20 protein-coding genes and 1 tRNA gene are annotated in these 17,011 nt (G+C 69.1%); 8 read left to right on the top strand and 13 right to left on the bottom strand.

Annotation, left to right across the window (positions count from 1 at the left end):
* The first annotated feature begins 9 nt into the window (after positions 1 to 9).
* The 3 genes from Aco03nite_RS21780 to Aco03nite_RS21770 all read left to right on the top strand — a co-directional run bounded on the left by Aco03nite_RS21780 (position 10) and on the right by Aco03nite_RS21770 (position 1,590).
* A tRNA-Leu gene (locus Aco03nite_RS21780) sits at positions 10 to 94 on the top strand.
* Positions 95 to 277: 183 nt separating this feature from the next.
* Positions 278 to 1,117, top strand: coding sequence for a Bax inhibitor-1/YccA family protein (locus Aco03nite_RS21775; RefSeq protein ID WP_203797354.1), 840 nt, complete (start codon positions 278 to 280; stop codon positions 1,115 to 1,117).
* Between the two features lie 158 nt (positions 1,118 to 1,275).
* Positions 1,276 to 1,590 (top strand): hypothetical protein, encoded by a 315-nt coding sequence (locus tag Aco03nite_RS21770; protein WP_203797352.1) that lies wholly within the window; start codon positions 1,276 to 1,278, stop codon positions 1,588 to 1,590.
* 66 nt (positions 1,591 to 1,656) lie between these two features.
* Here Aco03nite_RS21770 and Aco03nite_RS53060 read toward each other — a convergent pair whose 3' ends face one another.
* The 4 genes from Aco03nite_RS53060 to Aco03nite_RS21750 all read right to left on the bottom strand — a co-directional run bounded on the left by Aco03nite_RS53060 (position 1,657) and on the right by Aco03nite_RS21750 (position 6,201).
* Positions 1,657 to 2,970, bottom strand: coding sequence for a hypothetical protein (locus Aco03nite_RS53060; protein ID WP_239145330.1), 1,314 nt, complete (start codon positions 2,968 to 2,970; stop codon positions 1,657 to 1,659).
* Between the two features lie 51 nt (positions 2,971 to 3,021).
* Entirely contained in the window at positions 3,022 to 4,266 is a 1,245-nt protein-coding gene (locus Aco03nite_RS21760) for an acetyl-CoA C-acetyltransferase (RefSeq protein ID WP_203797350.1), read from the bottom strand.
* An 83-nt stretch (positions 4,267 to 4,349) separates the two neighbouring features.
* Positions 4,350 to 5,141, bottom strand: coding sequence for an SGNH/GDSL hydrolase family protein (locus tag Aco03nite_RS21755; RefSeq protein WP_203797348.1), 792 nt, complete (start codon positions 5,139 to 5,141; stop codon positions 4,350 to 4,352).
* 16 nt (positions 5,142 to 5,157) lie between these two features.
* Positions 5,158 to 6,201, bottom strand: a complete 1,044-nt coding sequence (locus Aco03nite_RS21750) for an SGNH/GDSL hydrolase family protein (RefSeq protein WP_203797345.1) — start codon at positions 6,199 to 6,201, stop codon at positions 5,158 to 5,160.
* 153 nt (positions 6,202 to 6,354) lie between these two features.
* Between Aco03nite_RS21750 and Aco03nite_RS21745 the strand changes: the two genes are divergently transcribed.
* The 3 genes from Aco03nite_RS21745 (at position 6,355) to Aco03nite_RS21735 (ending at position 8,570) form a co-directional block, all read left to right on the top strand.
* Positions 6,355 to 6,699: a YkvA family protein gene (locus Aco03nite_RS21745; protein WP_203797344.1), complete on the top strand. Its 345-nt coding sequence runs from the start codon at positions 6,355 to 6,357 to the stop codon at positions 6,697 to 6,699.
* Between the two features lie 3 nt (positions 6,700 to 6,702).
* Complete coding sequence (locus Aco03nite_RS21740) at positions 6,703 to 8,061, top strand: cystathionine beta-synthase (protein ID WP_203797341.1); 1,359 nt, start codon at positions 6,703 to 6,705, stop codon at positions 8,059 to 8,061.
* 182 nt (positions 8,062 to 8,243) lie between these two features.
* On the top strand, positions 8,244 to 8,570 hold the full coding sequence (locus tag Aco03nite_RS21735) for a hypothetical protein (protein WP_203797339.1): 327 nt from the start codon (positions 8,244 to 8,246) through the stop codon (positions 8,568 to 8,570).
* Between the two features lie 326 nt (positions 8,571 to 8,896).
* On the opposite strand, the gene Aco03nite_RS21730 is transcribed toward Aco03nite_RS21735, so the two are convergent.
* The 4 genes from Aco03nite_RS21730 to Aco03nite_RS21715 all read right to left on the bottom strand — a co-directional run bounded on the left by Aco03nite_RS21730 (position 8,897) and on the right by Aco03nite_RS21715 (position 12,987).
* Positions 8,897 to 9,400, bottom strand: coding sequence for a GNAT family N-acetyltransferase (locus tag Aco03nite_RS21730; RefSeq protein WP_203797337.1), 504 nt, complete (start codon positions 9,398 to 9,400; stop codon positions 8,897 to 8,899).
* 2 nt (positions 9,401 to 9,402) lie between these two features.
* Entirely contained in the window at positions 9,403 to 10,296 is an 894-nt protein-coding gene (locus Aco03nite_RS21725; protein WP_203797335.1) for a ribonuclease Z, read from the bottom strand.
* A gap of 283 nt (positions 10,297 to 10,579) precedes the next feature.
* Positions 10,580 to 11,521 carry a polyphosphate kinase 2 gene (ppk2, locus tag Aco03nite_RS21720; RefSeq protein ID WP_203797333.1) on the bottom strand — a complete coding sequence of 314 codons (942 nt, stop codon included), beginning with the start codon at positions 11,519 to 11,521 and terminating at the stop codon, positions 10,580 to 10,582.
* 44 nt (positions 11,522 to 11,565) lie between these two features.
* Entirely contained in the window at positions 11,566 to 12,987 is a 1,422-nt protein-coding gene (locus tag Aco03nite_RS21715; RefSeq protein ID WP_203797331.1) for a CYTH and CHAD domain-containing protein, read from the bottom strand.
* A 93-nt stretch (positions 12,988 to 13,080) separates the two neighbouring features.
* Between Aco03nite_RS21715 and Aco03nite_RS21710 the strand changes: the two genes are divergently transcribed.
* Positions 13,081 to 13,254 carry a hypothetical protein gene (locus Aco03nite_RS21710; protein WP_203797329.1) on the top strand — a complete coding sequence of 58 codons (174 nt, stop codon included), beginning with the start codon at positions 13,081 to 13,083 and terminating at the stop codon, positions 13,252 to 13,254.
* On the opposite strand, the gene Aco03nite_RS21705 is transcribed toward Aco03nite_RS21710, so the two are convergent.
* The 5 genes from Aco03nite_RS21705 to Aco03nite_RS21685 all read right to left on the bottom strand — a co-directional run bounded on the left by Aco03nite_RS21705 (position 13,251) and on the right by Aco03nite_RS21685 (position 15,827).
* Positions 13,251 to 13,571 (bottom strand): hypothetical protein, encoded by a 321-nt coding sequence (locus Aco03nite_RS21705; protein ID WP_203797327.1) that lies wholly within the window; start codon positions 13,569 to 13,571, stop codon positions 13,251 to 13,253. The two genes, Aco03nite_RS21710 and Aco03nite_RS21705, sit on opposite strands and share 4 nt — an antisense overlap.
* Positions 13,572 to 13,693: 122 nt before the next feature.
* A complete protein-coding gene (locus tag Aco03nite_RS21700) occupies positions 13,694 to 14,203 on the bottom strand; it encodes a GNAT family N-acetyltransferase (protein ID WP_203797326.1) in 510 nt (169 codons plus the stop codon).
* A 6-nt stretch (positions 14,204 to 14,209) separates the two neighbouring features.
* Positions 14,210 to 14,491 carry a type II toxin-antitoxin system TacA family antitoxin gene (locus Aco03nite_RS21695; protein WP_203797325.1) on the bottom strand — a complete coding sequence of 94 codons (282 nt, stop codon included), beginning with the start codon at positions 14,489 to 14,491 and terminating at the stop codon, positions 14,210 to 14,212.
* Positions 14,492 to 14,724: 233 nt separating this feature from the next.
* Positions 14,725 to 15,378: a peptide-methionine (S)-S-oxide reductase MsrA gene (msrA, locus tag Aco03nite_RS21690; RefSeq protein WP_203797324.1), complete on the bottom strand. Its 654-nt coding sequence runs from the start codon at positions 15,376 to 15,378 to the stop codon at positions 14,725 to 14,727.
* Positions 15,379 to 15,380: 2 nt separating this feature from the next.
* On the bottom strand, positions 15,381 to 15,827 hold the full coding sequence (locus Aco03nite_RS21685) for an HIT family protein (protein ID WP_203797323.1): 447 nt from the start codon (positions 15,825 to 15,827) through the stop codon (positions 15,381 to 15,383).
* Between the two features lie 24 nt (positions 15,828 to 15,851).
* Between Aco03nite_RS21685 and Aco03nite_RS21680 the strand changes: the two genes are divergently transcribed.
* Positions 15,852 to 17,003, top strand: a complete 1,152-nt coding sequence (locus tag Aco03nite_RS21680) for a cystathionine gamma-synthase (RefSeq protein WP_203797322.1) — start codon at positions 15,852 to 15,854, stop codon at positions 17,001 to 17,003.
* Positions 17,004 to 17,011 lie beyond the last annotated feature (8 nt).

Genomic DNA, 17,011 nt, shown 5'->3' with positions numbered 1-17,011 from the left:
TCGCAGGCCGCCCGGGTGGTGGAATGGCAGACACGGCCGCCTTAAAAGCGGCTGCCCAAAAGGCGTGCGGGTTCGAGACCCGCCCCGGGCACCACTTCCCGCGGTCGCGGCTCCATGCCGCGGCCGCGTTGTTGATGTGCTTTCAACGTGCTCTGAGCTGCGTGAACATCTCTCACTCTCAGGTGGCTCACAGCTACACGTTGCGGCGGTTGTCATGAGAACCGCTTACCCTTGAGCGACAGGCATGGTGCCTGATCCTCGAGGGAGGCTGGAAACAGTGAAGACTTCAAACCCGGTGCTCTCGCGCCTCGGCCAGGCGGCCGAGCGGGAGCGAGCGGCCGGGTACGGGCCATATGGGCCGGCCGCGCAGCCGGGTTACGGTCAGCCCGGTTACGGCGATCCCTACCCCACGGCTTCGGGTTACCCGTCCGCACCGCCGGCCGTCCAGCCGATGACCGTCGACGACGTGGTCGTCAAGACGGTCACGCTGCTCGGCATCACCGGCATCTCCGCGGTCGCCGCGTGGAACCTTGTTCCGGACGCGATCCTCGGTCCGGTGTTCTTCGGCGCCGCGATCGTCGGCCTGGTGCTCGGTCTGATCATCAGCTTCATGCGGGTGGCCAACCCGGCGCTGGTCATCGGTTACGCGGTGGTCGAGGGCGCGTTCGTCGGCCTGGTCAGCAAGTTCTACCAGGAGATCATGGGCTTCGAGGGCATCGTCCTTCAGGCCGTGGTCGCGACGTTCGGTGTGTTCTTCCTGATGGCGGCCCTTTACAAGGCACGTGTCATCCGGGCCACGCCCAAGTTCACCCGCGCGATGATCGCCATCATGGCGGGCCTGTTCGGCGTCATGATGATCAACCTGGTGCTGGGCCTCTTCGGTGTCAGCACCGGCCTGCGTGAGGCCGGCCCGATCGGCATCGGCTTCAGCATCATCTGCATCCTGGTCGCCTCGTTCAGTTTCATCCTGAGCTTCAACGAGGTCGAAGAGGGCGTGCGGATGGGCCTGCCCCAGAAGTACTCCTGGACCGCGGCGTTCGGCATCCTGGTCAGCCTGATCTGGCTCTACATCGAGATCCTCCGCCTGCTGAGCTACTTCCAAGGCGGCGACGACTGACGGTTCGCCGGTCGTCACCTCACAACGCCCGGCCCGTCTCCCCACGGACCGGGCGTTGTCCCCGCTCCACGAGAAACCCACCCCACGCTGCGGCGGCGGGGTGGGTTTTCCCGTTCCCGGCCGCCGTCCGGCATCCGGGTTCCGGGTATCGTCGCCGGATGCCCGACTTCGCCACCTCCGTCGACCGGCTGCTCACCCAGATCCACCACTGGGACGAGCGACGGTGGCGGGCGGCGCCGGCCGGAGGCGGAGCCGGCACCCGATCCGAGCTGGTCCAGGGCCTGGTGCAGCGCCTGGCGGATCTGGGGGCCGAGGCCGGGCAGACCCCCGAGCGACAGGTGCCGCACGTGCACGATCTGGTGCTGCGGGATCAGCTACGGGTTCTCGCCGACGACATTCTCGCCGCCGGACCCACGGCGGACCTGCTGGCCCGCGCGACCGCGATGACCGACGAGATCCGCGCGGCCCTCTGACCCACGGCGGACCTGCTGGCCCGCGCGACCGCGATGACCGACGAGATCCGCGCGGCCCTCCGACCGCTACCCTTCGGCGGGGGTGCTGTCCGATGACGGGACCAGCCACGGGACCGTCTGAAGGTCTGCCAGGTCGGGGACCGGGCTGCGTTCCTCCCGGCACAGGACGGTCAGGATCCGGGTGGCCTCGTCGACAGTCACGTGCCGGCCGCGGGAGAGGTTCTGCTCCGGATACGGGGTCTCCAGCCACAGCGGGGGGTCGTGATCCTCGTGGGCGAGCTGGACCGTCGCGCCGGAGCGGGAGCGGAAGACCGCCCAGTTCCCCGGCGTACGCACGATGTGGTTCTTGATTCTCTTGGCGCAGCTTTCCAGGGTTGCCAGGAACGGGCGCTCGGCGTGGCCGCAGTCGGCGGTCTGGTAGGTCATCTCCAGGATGTCCTCCTCGGGGCTGCCGGGGACGACCAGGTTCGCGTGCGGGATCGGGTCACCGGCGAAGATCGGGGCCAGCAGCGGCCAGACCTCCTGCCGGGGGATGTCGACGGGCAGCGGGGCCGCCGCGGTGGCGTCCGGACCCGCCGGGGTCGCCGGGGTTGCCGGGGCGTCCGGGCCTGCCGGGGTTGCCGGGGTTCCCGGGGCGTCCGGGCCTGCCGGGGCGGCCGGGGCCGCCGGGGCTGTTGGGGTTGCCGGGGATGCGGGGGCTGCCGGGAGCAGCGTGCCGGTCAGGCGGTCCCAGGAGCGGGTGAGCACCAGGCGGTGGCCGCGGACGTCGGTGAGTTCCAGGCGGACACCGGCGGGGATGCCCTGGGCGACCCCGGTCAGCTGGGACTCGGCCGACATGGGGTGGGCCTGGTCGGAGACGTCCAGCGGGCCGCCGGGCCATTCGTCGAGGAGCCGGGTGTCGGCGCGTGGGGTCGGCGAACGGGACCACTCGGCCAGCCGCAGGTTCAGCACACCGCCGGTCACCAGCGCGAACGCCTCCGGGGACTCGCCGGGGCGGACCTCACCACGATGGGCCGGCGCGGCCAGCGTGGTGATCGTGTTCAGTTCGGGGCGGCGGCTGAACGCGTCCACCGGGTGCAGGACCACCGCCCGGTCCAACGGGAAGCCGTCGACGGTCAGCGGACGGGTGTGGACCTGCCGGCCCGGATCCCCGACCTGGTCGACGGCGTCGAGGAGGGCGATCGCCACGTCCTCGCGGTACGTGCCCTTGGCCGCCCGCAGCAGGGTGAGCCGGCCGTCCCCGATGCGGAACACCGTGGTCAGCAGCCCACCGCCCACCTCGAAGCTCATGATCCGGACCTGGTGGTCGCCGAGGCGCGCCGGTTCGCTCTCCCGGTGGTACGCGCGGTGCAGCGCTTCGATCATCTCGTCGTCGGTCATCAGGGCCTCCACACCGGGAATTGTGCCCGGTGTGGAGGCCCGGTGATCCGCTCAGCTCAGGCGTTCGACGATCAGGGCCATGCCCTGGCCGCCGCCGACACACATGGTCTCCAGGCCGATGGACTTGTCGTGCCAGTCCAGGGAGTTGAGGAGGGTGCCGGTGAGGCGGGCGCCGGTCATCCCGAACGGGTGGCCGACGGCGATCGCGCCGCCGTTCACGTTGAGTTTCTCCAGCGGGATGCCGAGATCCTGGTACGACGGGATCACCTGTGCCGCGAACGCCTCGTTGATCTCCACCAGGTCGACGTCGCCGATGGTCATGCCGGCCCGCTTCAGGGCCTGCCGGGAGGCTTCGACCGGGCCGAGGCCCATGATCTCGGGGGAGAGGGCGGTGACGCCGGTGGAGACGATCCGGGCGAGCGGCTTGATGCCGAGCTCCCGGGCCTTGGTGTCACTCATGATCATGACCGCGGCGGCGCCGTCGTTGAGCGGGCAGCAGTTGCCGGCGGTGACCCGGCCGTCCTCCCGGAAGACCGGCTTGAGCTGGGAGACCGCGTCGATGGTGACGCCGGCGCGGGGGCCGTCGTCCTTCGACACGACGGTGCCGTCGGGCAGGGTCACCGGGGTGATCTCGCGCTCCCAGAAGCCGTTGGCGATGGCCTTCTCGGCGAGGTTCTGGCTGCGGACGCCGAACTCGTCCATCTCCTCCCGGGTCACGTTCTTGACCTGGGCCAGGTTCTCCGCGGTGTAGCCCATCCCGATGTAGATGTCCGGGGTCAGGCCGTCGGCGCGCGGGTCGTGCCAGGTGGTGCCGTTCTTCGCGGAGGTCACCGTGCGGGCCTGGGCCTCGTCGAAGAGCGGGTTGGTCCACCGGCCGCCGACGATCTCCTGGGCGGCCGAGGGCAGGCCGTCGGAGCTGCCGCGGGCGAACCGGGACACCGTCTCGACACCGGCCGAGACGAAGATGTCGCCCTCGCCGGCCTTGATCGCGTGGAACGCCATCCGGGTGGTCTGCAGCGAGGACGAACAGTAGCGGGTGACGGTGGCGCCGGGCAGGCCGTCCAGGCCGAGCTGGGTGGCGACCACCCGGGCCATGTTGAAACCCTGCTCGCCGCCGGGCAGGCCGCAACCGAGATACAGGTCCTCGATCAGGGTGCGGTCCAGCTGCGGCACCTTGGACAGGGCGGCGTCGACGATCGTGGTGGCGAGATCGTCGGGGCGCAGATCCTTCAGCGAACCCTTGTGAGCGCGGCCGATGGGGGAGCGGGCAGTGGCGACGATGACAGCTTCCGGCATGCGCCCAGTTTACTCACCGGTAACATCGACGGAAGGGCGAATTTGTCACATGGCGTGCATGAAGTCACGCCACCCTTTGTCTGTCACGCCGAGCGGAAGGACGCCGCCTGCGCCACCGCCGGGTAGAGAGCGTGCGCCCACACCCGATAGCCGTCCGCCGATGGGTGGAAGCCGTCGTAACAGAGCGTCCCGGCGTCGGCCCGGAAGACCGCGCCGGTCTCGGTGGCCAGGTCGACCACCACCCCGCCGGCCTCCTCGACCGCCCGGGCCTGCGCCCGCGCCATCCGGCGCCCGACCACCCCGGCGATCTGCCGCAGCGGCGGCGCCATCGACCGGGACGCGCCCAGGTCGGGGCAGGTGCCGACGACCACCTGGACACCGGCCGACCGCAGCCGCCGGACCGCCTGGCCGAGATGACCCGAGGCGTCCTCGGGGCGGCGGCCGGAAGCGGCGTCGTACGCCCCGATCAGGACCACCGCCACGTCCGGCCGGTCGCCGAGCAGCGAGCGCGCGACCTGGGTGGCGAGATCGCTGGACCGGGAGCCGGCCACGCCGACGCTGGAGAGCAGCACGTGCCGCTGTCCGCCGTCCGGCCCGCCGTCGGCCAGCAGCCGGGCGAGCTGGCCACCGACCGTGTCGGACAGCCACTCCACACCGACCCCGACGGCGGCCGAGTCACCGAGCAGCACCAGGCGCAGCGGCGGAGCGCTCTGCGGGCCCATCGACGTCCGCAACGCCAGGCCCATGGTCGGCTTGGCGTACCGCCGTGCCCGCGCGGCGATCAGCTCGCCGGTGATCAGGGCGAAACCGCCCACCGCCCCGGCCAGCAGACCGGTGGCCGCGGTCTTGGCCAATCGTCCCGGCAATCCAGCCACGTCCCGCCTCCTTGCGTCAGCCGACCTGATGATCCTCTGGGGTATACCCTACGGCCCCGTGTTGTGGGTCACCGCCGACGTTGGCCGTCGAGCGAGTGCTGAACCACCGGTACTTGCGCATCCGGGCCCACCTGCCGACCGGCGCCACCTCGGTGCCGGGCGCGCGGACCGCCTCGTCGGCGGCCTCGGCCAGCGCACGGACGTCCTCGGCGACCGGAGCGGTCACCCGGTCCTCGGTGCCGAGCACCGCCAGCACGGTCGGCATCATGACCGACACCGCTCTGGCGTACCCCTCGGCCGACGGGTGGAAACGGTCGGAACTGTACATTCGCACCGGATCGGCCTCGAACATCGGGCCGAGCAGGTCACCCAGCGACACCGTACGACCGCCGGCCTCGACCACCGCGACGGTCTGTGCGGCGGCCAGATCACGGCTCCAGCTGCGGGCCAGCCACTTCAGCGGCGGCTTGATCGGCTTGATGGCACCGAGGTCGGGACAGGTGCCGACGACCACCCGGCAACCGGTGGCCCGCAGCCGTCGCACCGCGTCACCCAGATGGCGGACGGCGGCCGGCCGGGCCGAGGCGTGCGTGACGTCGTTGCCGCCGATCAGGATCACCGCGATGTCCGGCTCGTGTTCCAGCGCGGCGTCCACCTGGTACGGCAGGCCCGCGGAGACGGAACCGACGACGGCGAGCCGGTGCAGGCGGACCGGGCGGCGCAGCCGGCGGGAGATGCCGGTGGCGAAGAGGGCGCCAGGCGTCTCACGGGGACGGTGCACGCCGTACCCCGCCGCCGAGGAGTCCCCCAGAATCACCAGCACCAGGGGTTTCCCGCCGAACTTCGTGCCGTAGACACCGTCACCGCGCGGCGGAGGAGCCTCGGCCAGCGGAATGACCCGGCGCGCGTCGGCGGCCTGCCGCCACAGGAGGGTGGCGGAGAGCGCGGTCAGTCCGGCCACCGCCCCGCCCGCGGCGCCGGCCACCCGCCCGGCGGTCCGGAGCCGTCGCAGGTCCGTTTCGGTCAGTCCACGGGACCTGGTCACGTCTGTGGTGCTCATAGTCTCCCTCGCTGTCGCTCGAAGGGAACCATCCATCGGCGGGTGCTGTCGGATTTCGAGGCTAACGCGTGCCCGCGAGAGGCTTACGAAAGCCCTGGAGAGGCAATCATGGCGTGACCACGTCATGCTGGAGTGGCGGAGAGGGGAACATTGATGGCCAAGACTTTGAAACGTGCGGCGGCGTTCACCGCGCTGGCCCGGTCGCTCAGCTCGGGGACCAAGGGCGGGCCCTCGCTGGGCCAGCGGCTCGGCGCCCTGCCACGGATGATGCGGGCCACCGCCAAGGGGGAGTACGACGGTGGCATGCGGCTCGCTCTGATGGCGGCCGCGACGGCCTACGTGGTGTCCCCGATCGACGCCGTCCCGGAGATGTTCCTCTGGGTGTTCGGCCTGATCGACGACGCGGTGGCGGTCACCTGGCTGGCCGGCACGATCCTCAGCGAGACCGAGCGGTTCCTGGAGTGGGAGAGGACGCGGCCCACGCTGGGCGTAAAGTGAGTCGTGCGCTATTACGACAACGTCGTCGAGATCATCGGTAACACTCCGCTGGTCCGACTCAACAGCGTGACCGACGGCATCAGTGCCACAGTGCTGGCCAAGGTCGAGTACATGAACCCAGGTGGCTCGGTCAAGGACCGGATCGCGTTACGGATGGTGCAGGACGCCGAGGAGGCGGGCCTGCTCAAGCCGGGCGGCACGATCGTCGAGCCGACCAGTGGGAACACCGGTGTCGGCCTGGCCCTCGTGGCACAGCAACGCGGTTACAAGTGTGTCTTCGTCTGCCCCGACAAGGTCAGCGAGGACAAACAAAACGTGCTCCGGGCGTACGGCGCGGAAGTGGTCGTCTGCCCGACCGCCGTCGCCCCGGAGGACCCCCGCTCCTACTACAACGTCTCCGACAAGCTGACCCGGGACATCCCGGGCGCCTGGAAACCGGACCAGTACAGCAACCCGGCGAACCCGCGCTCGCACTACGAGCAGACCGGCCCCGAGCTGTGGGACCAGACCGCCGGGAAGATCACCCACTTCGTGGCCGGCGTCGGCACCGGCGGCACCATCAGCGGTGTCGGCCGCTACCTGAAGGAACAGGGCGACGTGCGGGTCATCGGCGCCGACCCGGAGGGTTCCGTCTACTCCGGCGGGACCGGCCGGCCGTACCTGGTCGAGGGTGTCGGTGAGGACTTCTGGCCCACCGCGTACGACCGCAGTGTCACCGACGAGGTGATCGAGGTCAGTGACTCGGACTCCTTCGAGATGACCCGGCGGCTCGCCCGCGAGGAGGGCCTGCTGGTCGGCGGCTCCTGCGGGATGGCCGTGGTGGCCGCGCTCGAGGTGGCCCGCAAGGCCGGCCCGGACGACGTGATCGTGGTCCTGCTGCCGGACGGCGGCCGTGGCTACCTCTCGAAGATCTTCAACGACAAATGGATGGCCCGGTACGGGTTCCTCCGCACGCAGGAGGGCACGCCGACCGTCGCCGACGCGCTGGCCGGCAAGGCCGAGGGCATCCCGCCGCTGATCCACGTGCACCCGACCGAGACGGTGCGCGACGCCATCGACTACATGCGGGAGTACGGCGTGAGCCAGCTTCCCGTCCTCAAGGCCGAGCCGCCGGTGGTCACCGGTGAGGTCGCCGGATCCATCTCGGAGAAGGCGCTGCTGGACGCGCTCTTCACCGGGCAGGCCCACCTGCACGACACGATCGAGCGGCACATGGGCGACCCGCTGCCGATGATCGGTGGCGGTGAGCCGGTCGCCGAGGCGGTCGGTCTGCTGGAGAAGGCGGACGCCGCGATGGTCCTCGTCGACGGCAAGCCCGCCGGTGTTCTGACCAGGCAGGATCTGCTCGCCCACCTGAGCTGAACCCGCGTTCCCGGCCCGTTCCCGGCTCGTTCCCGGCCCCGTTCCGCACCCGCGGAGCGGGGCCGAACACCGTCCTGGTCACGGATAGTCGCCGCAATCGCACAGACAGTCCGACCGGGTCTTGGCGCATCACGGTTGTATGTGTCGAGACGGTGCTATCGAATCGGACTAAGGGGTCAAGGATGGTCGACGTCGACGATTCGGCACCCGCCGGCATCGTGGACCGTCTGCTGTGGCGGGACGCGCAGCAGATGCTCGGGCGGCACCTGGCCGGCCCGGACGGCAGATGCGACTGGTGTGGCTGGCGCTGGCCGTGTTCGGCCCGCACGCTCGCCGAACGAGCCGAAGCCGTGTCCCGCCGGCCCTGGCGTGACGTGTGGACCATGCGGCACGACCTGAACAGCATGCGGGAGCTTCCCGGGCGACGGTCCGGGGTGGAGGAGATCGGGAACCGGTACGCCGCCGGCCCGTACCACCGCAATGACGATTTCCGGAGGTATCGGAGCTAGCCAGAATCAAGACGTCGCCACAAAGCTTGACCGTCCCCCGGCAAGCACGGCTTCCCGGCCCGGGCGACGTCGCCCAGCGGTGACATCGGCACGCCCCGCCAGCGCTGTCGATATCCCGCGCCCAGACCCGTTCCAGAACCGGATCCCAGATCGGCACGCCTCCGTCGATCGAGCGCCTCCGGCCAGGCGCATCCGGTTCGGGCGGGGCGGTGGGCGGGAGCACGCGATCACAGGTTCCCCCGCATTCACTCGGTCGCGTGTTCCCGCCCCACCAGCAGGGTCACGGAACGTCTGCCGCACCCCACCGCGGCAGGCGTTCCGTGGCCTCAAAGGTGTTTTGAATACCGCAGCTGTGGCAGGTCTCGATCGTTGACTGCCGAGACCCTGGTCTCGCCGTCCGGCGTCCAGCCGCCGAGTTCGTAGAAGCGCCGTGCGACCGGGTTGTCCTCCAGTACCCACAGCACCGCTCGCTCGGCCTCGAAACCAGCCAGCTCGGTCAGGGCGTTCGCCATCAACTGCCGGCCGACCCCGGTGCCGACCCGTTCCGGGGCGACGTGGATCGCATACAGCTCGGCGGCCCCCTCCGTCTCGCTCGGGCCGACATAGGTGAACCCGGCCAGCTCACCGTCGTCGTCGGCGACTGCCATCCGGTGCGTCTCGCGCTCCCACTTCCAGCGCTCCTCCCACCATGCGGTCATCGCGTCCGGCCCGCGCGCGGTGAACGTCTCCGGCGACAGCAGATGCGCGTAGGCGGCGGCCCGCGAACGGTGATGCAGCGCACCCACCGCCGACACCTCGCCGTCCTCGACCGGCCGGATCACGATGGTCATGGTCACCTCCGAGTAGGGAACGGCACCTTCAACAGATCCTCGGCGGCGACGACGTCGCCGTCGAACTCCTTGGCGGCTTCCTCCAGGAAGCGGGACGGGTCCGGATAGCGCTGGGAGAAGTGCGTCAGAACCAGCTTTCGTACGCCGGACTCCCGCGCCACCATCCCCGCCTGCCCCGCGGTGAGGTGCCCGACCTGGGCGGCCATCGCCGCGTCCTCGGCCAGGAAGGTCGACTCGATCACCAGCATGTCGACTCCCCGGGCCAACTCGAAGACGCTGTCGCACAGTCCGGTGTCCATCACGAACGCGAAACTCTGCCCGGGGCGGGCCTCGCTGACCTGCTCGATCGTCACGTCCCCGAGCCGTCCGGCCCGCTGCAGCTCGCCGACGGCCGGGCCCTTGATGCCGTGCTGTGCCAGCAGGGCCGGAACCATCCGGCGGGAGTCCGGTTCGACCAGGCGGTACCCGTACGTCTCGATGGGGTGCAGCAGCGGCAGAGCGGTGAGGCGCCCCGCGGACGTCTCCACCGCGAATCCGGCGCCGACCGGGCCGGGCACGATCTCCGCGTTGTCCCAGTAGCTGGTGGCGTGCCGCAGACGATCGTAGAACTCCTGCCCACCGGCCGGATAGTGGACCGTCACCGGGTGCGGCACCTTGTCCAGCGAGATGCGCTGCAGGATGCCGGGCAGGCCGAGGCTGTGATCGCCGTGGAAGTGGGTGATGCAGATCCGCTTGAGTGGGGTCACCGGGGCGCCGGCCAGCAGCATCTGCCGCTGGGTGCCCTCACCCGGATCGAAGAGGATCACCTCGTCGTCCCAGCGCAACAGGTACCCGTTGTGGTTGCGGTGCCGCGTGGGAACCTGGCTCGCCGTGCCGAGCACAACAAGCTCGCGCATCTCTGTGACTCCCCGATATAAGGACGACCCCCGGGGACTTCCTCGCTGCGTACAGCGAGGTCCGGTCGGACTAAACCGGATCCCCAGGGGTCGGGTGGCTGTCTGTTTTTCGCCGAGGCCGTTGCCACACGGTCTTGACGCTGTTGCAAAGAGCTGTCAAGGACAGCGGCTAGCGGACAGCCACCTCACGAGTCCCATTGCTACACAACTTTGGACCACCTCCTCTCACGTGTACGGCCACGTTATCCACGATCCAGAGGCGGTGCCAATGATTTTGAATCACCTACAGGCGCGGGAATACCATCGGCGAGTCGTCGGAGTTCTCGACCACCAGCGAGGCCGGCCCGAGGATCTGCGGGTCCGGTGCGGCGACGATCTCCGGGTCCTTGCCGTGGTACGGGAAGCGGTTCAGCACGTACCGCATCGCGGCCAGCCGGGCCCGCTTCTTGTCGTTGCTCTTCACCACCGTCCACGGGGCGTCCGCGGTGTCGGTGTAGAAGAACATCGCCTCCTTGGCCTCGGTGTAGTCGTCCCACTTGTCCAGCGACGCCAGGTCCATCGGTGACAGCTTCCACTGCCGCACCGGGTCCACCTGCCGGATCGCGAACCGGGTCCGCTGCTCGCCCTTGGTCACCGAGAACCAGAACTTGACCAGCCGGATCCCGGACCGGACCAGCATCCGCTCCAGCTCCGGGGTCTGCCGCAGGAACTCCAGGTACTCCTTGCGGTTGCAGAAGCCCATCACCCGCTCGACACCGGCCCGGTTGTACCAGGACCGGTCGAAGAGCACGATCTCACCGGCCGCCGGCAGGTGCTTGATGTAGCGCTGGTAGTACCACTGGGTGCTCTCCTTGGGGTTCGGTTTCTCCAAGGCCACCACCCGGGCGCCACGCGGGTTCAGATGCTCCATGAACCGCTTGATCGTGCCACCCTTGCCGGCCGCGTCCCGGCCCTCGAACAGGATCAGCAGACGCTCGCCGGTGTCCTTGCACCAGTTCTGCAGCTTGAGCAGCTCGATCTGGAGCAGGCGCTTGTCGTGGTCGTACTCGGCGCGGGACAGCCGCTCGTCGTAGGGGTAGTCCTCGCGCCAGGTGTCGACCGGCAGGCCGTCGGCGTTCAGCAGTTTCGGGTCGTCGTCCTCGTCGTCGACGACCCGGTAACCGTTCAGCTCGGCGATCGGACCTTCATAGGGCGGGGTGGCCCGCAAGTCGAACTCGGATTGCATGACTCGATTCATACCCGCCCCCGCCAAGACCACAACCAGCTGGATCAGAACACTCGGCGAACTTTCCTGCGCCGCGCCTTGCGGGCCAGTGCCGGAACCTTCGCCAGCTCGTCCCGGCCGACCTGTTCCTGCCGGCCGTACAACACCCCGAACTGGAAACTCTTCTTACCCAGTTCGCGCAGCACCCCACGGGCCACATTCGAGTCCTGGTACGCGCCGAGACCGTCCTGCAGGTCGGTCAGTGCGTTGATCAGCCGTTTCGCCGCTTTGCCCTGTTCCGGTTCGAGAATTTCGACAGCGTACCGCGCCTGTTTGAAACCCTTGCGGGAATCGTGGATCTCCTCCTCCACCCCGGACTCCAGTGCCGCGTCCAGCTTGAGGTCCGCCTTCGCCAGCACCTTCCGGGCCCGTTTCGCCGGGTCGGCGGTCCGCGGCCGCTGCGTGACCAGCTCGTCGATCCGGTCCAGCAGATCCAGATAGCGGCCCGAGTCGAGAGCCGTCACCAGATCCCGCCGGCCGGTGGCGATCGCCTTCTCCAGATGCGTGCGGACCCGGTCGGCGGCCGGCTCGAACTCCGGACCGGCCTCCTCGACCAGCGCCAGCAGCTTCTCCTCCAGCACCTGCGGATCCCGCACGTCGCCCAGCACCCCGGCCAGCCAGCGCAGCTCGTCACGAAGGTCAGATTCCGGAAAGCTTTTCTGGTACGTCTTCAGAGTGCTGCGCAACCGTCGCGTGGCCACCCGCATCTGGTGCACCGACCGCTCGTCACCCTGACGGGCACCCGGGTCGTGGGCGAGAATCGCGTCCCGCTGCTCCCCGGCGTACACCATCACCGGATCCTTGGTCCTGCCCTTGGTCTTCGCCTTGTCCTTCTCCGCCGCCAGCCGGTCGGCGAGCGCCCGCGACACCTTCGACGGGCCCCGCGCCGGGCGGGCGCCGGCGGCGAACAACCGCTCCTCCACCGCGTCCAGCACCGCCGGGTCGCCGGCGACGAACTCCACCTCGACCTCCTGCCAGACGGTCTCCACCCCGGCCGACTCCGCGCGGACCTGATCCTGCGCGACGAGCGCCAGGGTCCGGCCGCCGGCGTCCTTGAGCGGGGTCTCCACCCGGTGAGTGCGCAGCCGGGCCACCGGGGCCAGCGGGCTGCGCCGGACGATCGCCCGGACCACACCGACCAGCTCGTCCGGCACCGTGTCACCGTCGCCGTCGAGCCGGTGCTCGGTGCGGCCCACGCCGTCACCGGGCGTCTTCAGGTGCCAGCCGGCGTCGTTACCGCCACTGCGTTTCCGGAGTGTCCGACGATTTCTCATCAAGCGGAGGTCGTCGGTGTCGAAGTAGGTGGCGTCGAGATCGTGGATCTCAGCGCCGTCGGAGCCGGCTACCTCGCCGGCCCCGACCAGGTCAGGAAGCTGGAAGTTGTCGGGAACGTCGTATTTTCGCTCGGTCTCGGTAGCGATCTCCACCTTGACCATGGTGCCCGGAGTCACGACGTCATGCACAGCGGTGTCTCAGGATCACCTGACATCGTGGTGTCCCGGCCCGATGAGGAGAACCGTATGGAGAAGAAGTCCGAACGCCGTCCGATCACTCTCGCCGCCTCGCTCGCCGGCCTGCGCCTCATCGGTGCCGGCGCGGTCCTCGGTCTCGCCCTGACGGTGCCCGCCGCACCAGCCCAGGCCGACCCGCCCCGCCCGCCGGCGACCACGCAGGACACCGTCGAGGAGTCCTAGAAACGGGCTCCGTCGCGCGAGTGCAGGTAAAGGGCGCGCGCGAAATTCGCGGACGCGGCGTTGTAATACATCGTCGCGAGACCGACGTGGAAGTTGTTGTTGGTGATCGCGTTCTTGGCGTTGGCCGACGCCGAGTAACGGATCTCTGCGTCGGATTGGCTTATCCCGCGCCGTTCACACCGCAGCCGGTTCATCTCTTTACCGGTCCGCCAGGTGTCCATCGCCTTCTCGGCCTCCGCCATCATCTCGCGGGCCTTGTCCAGCAGAGACTCGGCAAGCTCCCAAGAGTCCCGCTCATCCTCGAACCTGGGCGACACAACGCACCTCCCACACTCACACTCCCCGCCCCGAGTCTGTGCGTTGCGCAGTTGCCAGTCGACCCATGTCTATCGCGAGTGTGAATCCCGAAAATCCCTCTTGCCGCCCGCGGAATCCCTGATTACCGCGGGGGTGGTGGATCCGGTTCCAGCGCCGCGGCGATGTCACCGATCTTCTGGATCAGTCGCATGGTGCCCGGAATCTCGCGGAAGCCGTGATGGCGGTAGAAGCCGTGTGCCCCCTGATCGATCGCGTCGACGACAACGAAGCGGGCGGCGACGACCCGGGTGGCGATGACGATGCGTTCGAGCGCGTCCGCGAGGAGTGCTCCGCCCAGGCCCTGCCCGTGCAGGGTCTTGTCGAGCGCGAGTCGTGCCAGGAGGACGGCCGGGATCTGTCCCGGGTTTCCCCGGCCGATGGCTTTCGGCAGCTCTTCTCGCACGATGAGATGCGCGGCGATGGTGTAATACCCGACCACTTGGCCGTTGTCCTGCCAGATGAACGTCCGGCCGGTGCGGCGGGCCTCGGTCGTCAGCGCATGCTGCTGAAGCCAGGTGACCAGGGCTGGTTGGCTGCTGTCGAAACGTCGGGTGGTGTGCTGCTCGTTCAGTGCTTCGCTGATGAAGGCCACGAGACGTTATCGCCGTTCCACGATGCCTCGGCTGCGCCGTGCGGCTTCCCGCAGCGCGGAGTTCGGCATGGTCGGCTCGTCGAGCGCCCGCAGGAGGTCGTCGAAGAACGCTCCCGGCACGACCGTGGCCGCGGAATGCGCCTGAAGGACCCGGTCGGCGCGTTCTTCTGCGGCGGTCCGGGCGAAGTCCGACGTGCTCTCGTGCACCAGCTCGGCTGCCTGCTCTATGCGGCTCTTCGCCTCTGGGCGGAGGCGGAACTCGAACCTGGCTGACGCGGCGATGGTCATTGAAGTACTCCTCCCGTGTACGGACGAGTGTACGTACACGAGAGGTTGATCCTCGAATACTTTGCGCCGCTCGGTCCGAAGCGTGACCTTGGCGAGTCGTCGTCGACGTCGATCCATGCCTGAACCTTACGCGGCACTTGCTCCGAAACTAGTCCCCGCGCGGGTGAATCAGCTGCTCCAGGCCGCCGGCCGTCAGGTCGGCGGCCTGTCCGTCAGAATCCGGAACCGGGCGATCAGGCGGTGCGGGCGATGCCGACCGGGCAGGTCATGCCGTTCGGGCCGTGGTTGCAGTAACCGCCGGGGTTCTTGTCCAGGTACTGCTGGTGGTAGTCCTCGGCGAAGTAGTACTCACCCAGCGGCTTGATCTCGGTCGTGATCGTGCCGTGGCCGGCCGCGGTGACCACTGGCTGGAAAGCGTCCCGGGACGCTGCGGCGGTGGCCGCCTGGGCGTCCGTGGTGGTGTAGATCGCGGAGCGGTACTGGGTGCCGGTGTCGTTGCCCTGGCGCATGCCCTGGGTCGGGTCGTGGTTCTCCCAGAAGGCCTTCAGCAGGTCCTCGTAAGTGATCTTCGCCGGGTCGTAGACCACCTGGACCACCTCGGCGTGCCCGGTGGTGCCGAAGCAGGTCTCCTCGTAGCTCGGGTTCTTCGTGAAGCCGCCGGCATAACCGGCCGAGGTCGAGTAGACGCCCGGCAGTTGCCAGAAGATGCGCTCCACACCCCAGAAACAGCCCATCCCGAAGACGGCGACCTCGTGGCCGGCCGGCCACGGGCCCTTCAGCGGCGTACCGAGAACGGTGTGCCGGTCGGCGACCCACACTTCCTCGTCGCGGCCGGGCAGGGCGGTCTCGGCGGTGGGCAGGTCGAGCTTCTTGTACCGCAGGAACACGGTCACTCCCTTCGTCCGCTGTCTGTAACGCTGAGGCGGAGGTATTCCTTACCAATGGTCTCCGCGATCGTGGCGGCCTCGTCGTCGCTGTCGTACTTCCGTCGCGGCCAGAAGAATCCTCGCAGGCCGTCGCCCTTGGTGCGCGGCACCACATGGGTGTGCAGGTGCGGCACGGACTGCGAGACGATGTTGTTCATCGCGACGAAGGTGCCCTGGGCATCCATCGCGACGGGAACCGCGGCGGCGATGGAACGGACAAATCCGAAATAGGCCGGCAGGTCGGCGACGGGAAGGTCGGGAAGCGTCACCACGTGCGCGCGGGGGACCACCAGGACGTGACCCTTGAAGACCGGGCGGACGTCGAGGAACGCGACCCCGGACTCCGACGACGCGACCACGAAAGCGGGCGTCGATCCCGCCACTATGCCGCAGAACACGCAGTCCGCCATCCCGTGAGACTAGCCTTGCGCAACATGACGGCTAACAACTATGGGTTCGACACCCTCGCCATCCACGCCGGCCAGGAACCGGATCCGCGGACCGGCGCCGTGGTGCCGCCGATCTACCAGACGAGCACCTACGCCCAGGACGCCGTCGGCGCCCCCCGCCTGGGTTACGAGTACAGCCGCTCCGGCAACCCGACCCGCGACTCGCTGCAGGAGTGCCTGGCGGCGATCGAGGGCGGCCGGCGCGGCCTGGCCTTCGCGAGCGGCCTGGCGGCCGAGGACACCCTGCTGCGTACGGTGTGCCGCCCCGGTGACCACGTGGTGATCCCGAACGACGCGTACGGCGGCACGTTCCGCCTGTTCAGCAAGGTGGCCGAGAAGTGGGGGCTGGACTGGACGGCCGCCCCGCTGGACGACATCGACGCCGTGCGGGCCGCGTTCCGTCCCGGGCACACCCGGCTGATCTGGTCCGAGACGCCGACCAACCCGCTGCTCAACGTCAACGACATCGCGCAGCTGGCCGGCCTGGCCCACGAGTACGACGCCCTGCTCGCGGTGGACAACACCTTCGCGTCCCCGTACCTGCAGCAGCCTCTGACCCTCGGTGCCGACGTCGTGATCCATTCGACGACGAAGTACCTGGGTGGTCACTCGGACGTGGTCGGCGGCGGTCTGGTCACCGCGGACGAGGGCCTCGGTGACGAACTGGCGTTCCACCAGAACGCGATGGGCGCGGTGAACGGCCCCTTCGACGCGTGGCTGACCCTGCGGGGCATCAAGACCCTGGGCGTACGCATGGACCGGCACTGTGACAACGCGGAGCGGATCGTCGGCTACCTGAGCGAGCACCCGGCGGTGTCCAGCGTGCTCTACCCGGGCCTGGCGACCCACCCGGGTCACGAGGTGGCGGCCAAGCAGATGAGCCGGTTCGGCGGCATGGTCTCGTTCCGCGCCGTGGGCGGCCCGGAGCAGGCGATCGCCATCTGCAACCGGGCGAAGCTCTTCGTGCTCGCCGAGTCGCTCGGTGGTGTCGAATCGCTGATCGAGCACCCGGGTCAGATGACACATCTGTCGGCTGCGGGCTCAGCGCTTGAAGTTCCCGCCGATCTCGTGCGACTGTCTGTCGGCATCGAAACCGTTGACGATCTGCTCGCCGACCTCGAGCAGGCGCTCGGTTAAATAGCCCG

This window comes from Actinoplanes couchii (assembly GCF_016862075.1).
Taxonomy (GTDB): Bacteria; Actinomycetota; Actinomycetes; order Mycobacteriales; family Micromonosporaceae; genus Actinoplanes; species Actinoplanes couchii.
The sequence above is the reverse complement of the archived record's forward strand: the minus strand, read 5'-3'. Positions and strand labels throughout refer to the sequence as shown.